This is a genomic window from Solibacillus silvestris (assembly GCF_051967575.1).
Taxonomy (GTDB): Bacteria; Bacillota; Bacilli; order Bacillales_A; family Planococcaceae; genus Solibacillus; species Solibacillus silvestris_B.
In genome coordinates, this window is the sequence record NZ_JBQCJW010000063.1 from 1 (window position 1) to 6,140 (window position 6,140).

At 40.7% G+C, this 6,140-nt stretch carries 8 protein-coding genes and 1 other annotated feature; of the genes, 3 read left to right on the plus strand and 5 right to left on the minus strand.

The genetic code is table 11. From position 1 onward, the window contains the following. Positions 1-150 precede the first annotated feature (150 nt). From ACTHOQ_RS18545 to ACTHOQ_RS18555, 3 genes are all read left to right on the plus strand, one after another. On the plus strand, positions 151-774 hold the full coding sequence (locus tag ACTHOQ_RS18545) for a hypothetical protein (protein ID WP_440497659.1): 624 nt from the start codon (positions 151-153) through the stop codon (positions 772-774). Positions 775-824: 50 nt separating this feature from the next. Continuing rightward, positions 825-1,023, plus strand: a binding site (T-box leader). A 58-nt stretch (positions 1,024-1,081) separates the two neighbouring features. Continuing rightward, a complete protein-coding gene (gene trpE / locus ACTHOQ_RS18550; protein ID WP_440497660.1) occupies positions 1,082-2,470 on the plus strand; it encodes an anthranilate synthase component I in 1,389 nt (462 codons plus the stop codon). Beyond that, complete coding sequence (locus ACTHOQ_RS18555; protein ID WP_440497661.1) at positions 2,467-3,048, plus strand: anthranilate synthase component II; 582 nt, start codon at positions 2,467-2,469, stop codon at positions 3,046-3,048. Before trpE ends, ACTHOQ_RS18555 begins: the two co-directional genes overlap by 4 nt. 60 nt (positions 3,049-3,108) lie before the next feature. On the opposite strand, the gene ACTHOQ_RS18560 is transcribed toward ACTHOQ_RS18555, so the two are convergent. From ACTHOQ_RS18560 to ACTHOQ_RS18580, 5 genes are all read right to left on the minus strand, one after another. After that, a complete protein-coding gene (locus ACTHOQ_RS18560) occupies positions 3,109-3,843 on the minus strand; it encodes a glucose 1-dehydrogenase (protein WP_440497662.1) in 735 nt (244 codons plus the stop codon). 63 nt (positions 3,844-3,906) lie between these two features. Then, positions 3,907-4,377: a glutathione peroxidase gene (locus tag ACTHOQ_RS18565; protein WP_440497663.1), complete on the minus strand. Its 471-nt coding sequence runs from the start codon at positions 4,375-4,377 to the stop codon at positions 3,907-3,909. A 301-nt stretch (positions 4,378-4,678) separates the two neighbouring features. Next, entirely contained in the window at positions 4,679-4,858 is a 180-nt protein-coding gene (locus ACTHOQ_RS18570; RefSeq protein WP_440497665.1) for a hypothetical protein, read from the minus strand. 102 nt (positions 4,859-4,960) lie between these two features. Continuing rightward, positions 4,961-5,473 (minus strand): hypothetical protein, encoded by a 513-nt coding sequence (locus ACTHOQ_RS18575; protein ID WP_440497667.1) that lies wholly within the window; start codon positions 5,471-5,473, stop codon positions 4,961-4,963. After that, the gene (locus tag ACTHOQ_RS18580) at positions 5,470-5,934 is read right to left on the minus strand and encodes a hypothetical protein (protein ID WP_440497668.1); all 465 of its coding nucleotides are present in this window, start codon (positions 5,932-5,934) and stop codon (positions 5,470-5,472) included. Before ACTHOQ_RS18580 ends, ACTHOQ_RS18575 begins: the two co-directional genes overlap by 4 nt. Positions 5,935-6,140 lie beyond the last annotated feature (206 nt).

Consider the following 6,140-nt stretch of genomic DNA (forward strand, 5'->3'; position numbering starts at 1 on the left):
AGAAAAAGAGAGTACAGGAACGAATTTTCGTTCCTGTACTCTCTCACTTGTGCCTAAGGGACTTTTTCAGTGCCCTCATTTTTTGAACGGGCGTTTCTACTATTTAAAGCGCAGCATAATACCATATTTCTGACTTTACTGGAGAAATACGTGAACAAGTTCAATATTGGGGCACAATTTCAATATACAGATGAATTGCAGCAAACCATCCAAAATGCGGGCAGCGAGCCCCTCAATCCGAATAACATTCAAAGTGTGCATACGGATTTATTTTTTGCGGAGGAAGTCCATGCCGCAACTTTTAAATATCCGAATGTTATTTCGAAAGAACAGATTGTCCAGCATGTTGAAATGGCGCTCTTAAATGATGAAGCGCTCTATTGTATTCATTGGGGCTTTGTAACGAATGAAATTGAAGAATTGTTCGGTAATTTATTCGTGGAGCAATTATTGTTTACATTATTTGAAGCGATTTATCAGTTAATTTTCAAACATAACGCAGAAGTAAATGTCCTTTCGAAAAACGAAGGGGAGGCATTTATAAAAAATATAACGGAAGCCGAATTTTTCAAGCTGTTGATGGAGCTTGAAGAAAAGCTTCAATCGACCGTTGTGCATTCTACATCAGGAAGCGTGAAAATCCCTATCCATTTTGGGTTTATCCATACAGACCAATTGCCAAAAGATCAGGTTTCGTACGAACAGTTGGCTGCTTTTGCAGATGCGGGCCTTTATTATGCAAAATCCCATGGCCAGCTTTATATTTACAGTTAATTTAAAATAATTTGAAAAATCTTCACCGAAGCTATACAATAAGATGTATAGTAAAAGCGATGATGAAAAAAGAGTAGTGAAGTTTCGTTTTTTAGAGAGCTGACGGTCGGTGGGAGTCGGTAAACGCGCTTCATGAATGGGATTTCTAGCTGCACAGAGGAAATGCTGTGCCGTAGCTCTCACGTTACGAGATTTGAGTGGACTAGCAATAGTCAATAAAGGTGGCACCACGGCTCTTTCGTCCTTTAAAAGCGAAAGGGCCTTTTTGTGTTGTGCAGAATAATAGAAGAGCTGAGGAGAGATGAGCATGTTAGCAGAGACAAAGCAGTATGCAATGAAGCAATTGAATGGGGATACATTTACGCCTATATCAATTTATGAAGCACTTAAAGGAACGAAAAAAGTATTGTTTGAATCGAATGCCAAATTTAAACATAGTGGACGGTATTCGTTTATCGCTTTTAATCCAGTGGGGGAGCTGAAAGGAAATGCTGCTTCCAGCTCATACTGTATACATGAACAACAATTGAAAACCGTGCAACAACCAGTATTGGCTTTATTGAAGGAGCTTTTGCCGCTTCAGAATGAAAAATACCCATTTGCGTTTTTTGGCGGGGCGATCGGTTATTTTGCATATGAGACAGCTTTTCACTTTGAGCAAATCGGCGAAGTGACGGGCGATGTATACAATATGCCGGATGTCCATGTTTATTTTTATGAAACATTTATCGTCATGGACCATTTGCTGCAGCAAGTTTCAATAGTAGCAATGGATTTATTTCAAAAAGGTCATAAGATGGAATACATGCAGCAAAAAGTGGAAGATATAGAGCACATGATTACAGCATCATTGCCATTTAAGCAGCTTGATCCGATTCATATAGAATTTACTCCGACAATTGAAAAAGAGCGCTATATGGAGATGGTGGAAACAGCGAAAGAACATATTCGAAGAGGGGATATATTCCAAGTCGTATTATCGCAAACATTTGAAGCGCCATATAATGAACAGCCGTTTACACTATACCGGAAACTGCGCACGACGAATGCATCCCCTTATATGTTTTATATGGAATTTGGGGATTACACCGTCTTGGGAACATCACCGGAAAGCTTAGTGAAAGTTCAAAATGGACTTGTGACGACAAATCCGATTGCAGGAACAAAACCGCGCGGCAATACAGTGCAGGAAGATGAGAAATTTGCAAGTATGCTTTTACAAGATGAAAAGGAAATTGCCGAGCATAAAATGTTGGTCGATTTAGGGCGCAATGATATTGGTCGTGTCGCGCAAACTGGCACGGTGGAAGTAACGAAATATATGGAAATCGAAAAATATAAATTTGTAATGCATATCGTATCGGAAGTAACCGGGAAATTACGGGAAGATGCCCACTTAGTTGATGTTTTAGCATCGAGTTTGCCTGCGGGAACTGTGTCGGGAGCGCCGAAAATTCGCGCAATGCAAATTATAAATCGTTTGGAACATCGTAAGCGCGGCATTTATGCAGGGGCTATCGGCTATTTATCGGCTTCTGGCAATATGGATTTGGCACTTGCCATTCGCACGATGATCGTCAAGGACGGGAAAGCATATGTACAAGCAGGGGCAGGAATCGTATATGATTCAGTGCCGGAGATGGAATATGAAGAAACGCTGAATAAAGCGAAAGCGTTGCTGGAGGTGCGCCGATGATTTTACTAATCGATAATTATGATTCATTTACGTATAATTTATATCATCAAATCGCGAAGTTCGGCGAAGAAGTGAATATCGTTCGAAATGATGCTATTACAGTTGAAGATATTCGAGCGATGCAGCCTAAAGCGATCGTCATTTCTCCAGGACCGGGAGAACCGAAAGAAGCGGGCATCGTCGTTGAAATGATTCAACAATTATATAAACAATTGCCGATTTTAGGTATTTGCTTAGGACATCAATCGATCGGGGAAGCTTTTGGCGCAACTATCAGCAGGGCAAATAATATTATGCACGGCAAGACAAGTAAACTAAGCTATGAGAAGAAAGGTTTGCTGCAGCAATTGGCAGGGGAAGTTGAAGTGATGCGCTATCATTCGCTCATTGTCGAAAAAGAAACAGTGCATGAAGACTTTGAAATCATCGCAACAAGTGCTGACGACAATGAAGTAATGGCCATTCAACACCGGCTGTTCCCTCTTTTCGGATTGCAGTTTCATCCGGAGTCGATAGGCACAGAAGCCGGAGATGCGATGATCCGTACATTTTTGCAAAAAACTAAAAGCCAACAGTAGCTATATATTATTTTAATAGGCAAAGGCAGTCTTGGGGAATTAGCCCGGCTGCCTTTGCTGTTATTGAGCTGTCATGCCGCCGTCGATGACAAATTCTGCCCCTGTTGAGTAGCTTGACTCATCGGAAGCAAGGAACAGTACCATATTTGAAACTTCCTCCGGCTGGGCCACTCTTTTTAGCGGGATATGCTGTGAAAATGCTTCAACTGCAGATTTTGTGTCTTCTTGCATGACCATTGGTGTTGCGATAACACCGGGATGAACCGAATTTACGCGAATGCCCATTGGCGCTAAATTAATAGCCGCTGCTTTCGTCATGCCACGCACAGCGAATTTCGTGTCTGTGTAGCCGATAGCCCCCGCCACTAAACCGTTCATCGACGAAATGTTCACGATAGAGCCTCCGCCTGCCTTCATCATAGAGGGAGCTGCTGTTTTCATACCGATGAATACTGACAGCTGGTTAATATCCACTATTCGTTTATATTCGTCCACCGTCATATCGAGCATACTTTTCGCCATCGTAATTCCGGCATTGTTCACTAATACATTCACTGGACCAAATGTTTGTTCAGCCATCGCCAATACGGTTGCCCAGTCTTCTTCGCTTGCAACATTTTGTTTCACAAATACTGCATTTTCGCCAAGCTCTGTCGCCAATGCCTGACCTTTTTCCTCATTTAAGTCTGTTAAAACAACTTTAGCGCCTTCTGCAATGAACAGGCGAGCATGTGATTCTCCCATCCCTTGAGCGGCACCTGTAATGACCGCAACTTTGTTTTCCAAACGCCCCATACAAAAACACTCCTTCATGGACGATTTCCATAGTAATAGTTTATTGCAAACTTTTTTTCATGTTTAAAGAAGCTTTGTAATATCATTTTCAGCCTTCAGCGGATTATCTTGAGGGGCATAACGTTTTATAACATTCCCATCACGATCGACTAAAAACTTTGTGAAATTCCATTTGACTGATTGGCCTAAAAGTCCTTTAGCTTTAGACGATAGATGTTTGAATAATGGATGTGCCTCCACACCGTTCACCTTAATCATTTCGTGCATCGGGAAAGTAACCCCGTAATCCAGGCGGCAAAACTCTGCAGCATCTTCACTTGAGGATAATTCCTGCTTAAACTGATCAGAAGGGAAACCGAGTACAATAAATCCTTCATCTTTATATTTTTCATAAAGTTCTTCAAGCTGGGAAAATTGATTCGTAAACCCGCATTTGCTCGCTGTGTTGACGATCATCATCACTTGTCCTTTATATCGATCTAGTTCATACTGTTCCCCTTTTTCGGTTCTAACGGGAATATCATAAATTTTCATTGATAAGTTCCTCCTCGAAACTAGAATTTAATCATTTGCGTTATTTTTATCGTACGGAAAAAAGCTTATATGTAAAATAATCCATATCATGAAAGCGAAAATAGGCTGTTCCAAAAGAACAAATTCATTGCATCTTATCGTTAATAGGAAAGTAAATCCGATTCCAAATAATAGAAGGAGCTTTGCATTTTGCAAATGTTTCAGCAGAGATTTTGTCAACGGTTGGAACTGTATAGGCCGCGCTCAAAATGCTTTGACTCAGGAAGCGACCACACGAACTAGCAGCTTATGATAATGCTTACTAGACCGAGGACGAAGATAGGGATAGACTCGCAACAGCAGGCGATACACCATAATCTCTTGAAAACTGCGGCATAAGAGGCTGTGTTACATAAAGATTGGCAAATGTGATGAAACCTGCCGCAAATAGAGCGATGTTCGTCGATGTGAATGCTTTTGTTCCTCTTTTGATATATTCCATAAAATCCCTTCAATAATAAAAATAGACCGTCAAAAAAGTCATCAACTTTCATGACAGCCTCCATCATGTAAACATTGTAGCTTGTATTCCCATATGGTCCTGTCAATCAATCGGTTGACCTGTCAACACTTTGGCGATTTGATCGATTGTCATATCGGAACGCAAATCAAATGCGCCTTTTTGAATAGAGCGCGAATATTCTGGTTTTGCCAAATGGAGCTCAAGTTCCCGGCCATTTGAAACAATGCCTAAATCCTCAGCCTGCTGCCCGATTGTATAAAGCGAAACATTTTCATATATATAAATGGTCGCCTCTATAACTTCCTTCTCAGTTGTCTTTTCTTCATTTGAGGGAACAGGCTGGCTAGTGGTGTTCGTTTCTTTAACCTTTGTATTTTCTGTTACAGTATTTTCCGTCTTTTCATTGACTGAACCGGTATTTTGATTGTCCAGCTGCTCATATAGCCCTGCAACTTGCTCTTCATATTCCTTCAATTGCTGCTCGTATGCGGCGATTTTTTCAGGTTCGGAATGGGTAGCAAATTGTTCGGATAAAGCCATGCCTGCACCTGCGACAAATAAACCGATTCCAAATGCCCGCAGTGATGATTTCATGGTTGACCTCCATTTGCCAATATCGATTCAATTTGGCCATGTGATAAGGTGGAGCGCTTATTAATTTCATCAATCGATAAACCTTGACTGTTTAATGCTAAAACTTGGCTCACTAAAATACTGTTAATCGGCTTTGAGCTGTTTTGCGGATTAGCCTTCGTTTGCGCACCATAGCTTTGGGCCACTTTCACTTGTGCCGCAACTTGCTGAAAGGAGGCGAACGCATCTTGCTGTTTTGCGTTAGGCTGTACAGTTGCAGGCGGTCTTACTTGGAAGTTCGGTTCAACTAGCAATTCCTCTTCCAATGTTTTAATGCGGCGTTTTAAAGAATTCGTTTCTTGGTAAATATTAATCGATAAATCTTCCACATCTTTTTCAACTTGAGCAGATTTATCTTTAAAAAATAATGATAAGATGATTGTGGCGATCCCGACAATCATTAATATCGAAGAAAATCCCATTTCTATTCCTCCGTTTCCACAGTTCCTTCATTTGTTTATGTAGTAGTTTGTACAACTAAGTGTACAATTGCAGAAGAAAAATCTCTTCTGATTTGAAGTTTCGTTTTATTTTACCATAGGAAAACTTAATAACTCAAACTTCGCACATAAATAATTAGGTTCAATAGTTGATGCTATTTGGTTCTTCTCGATTTCAATAAGAACCT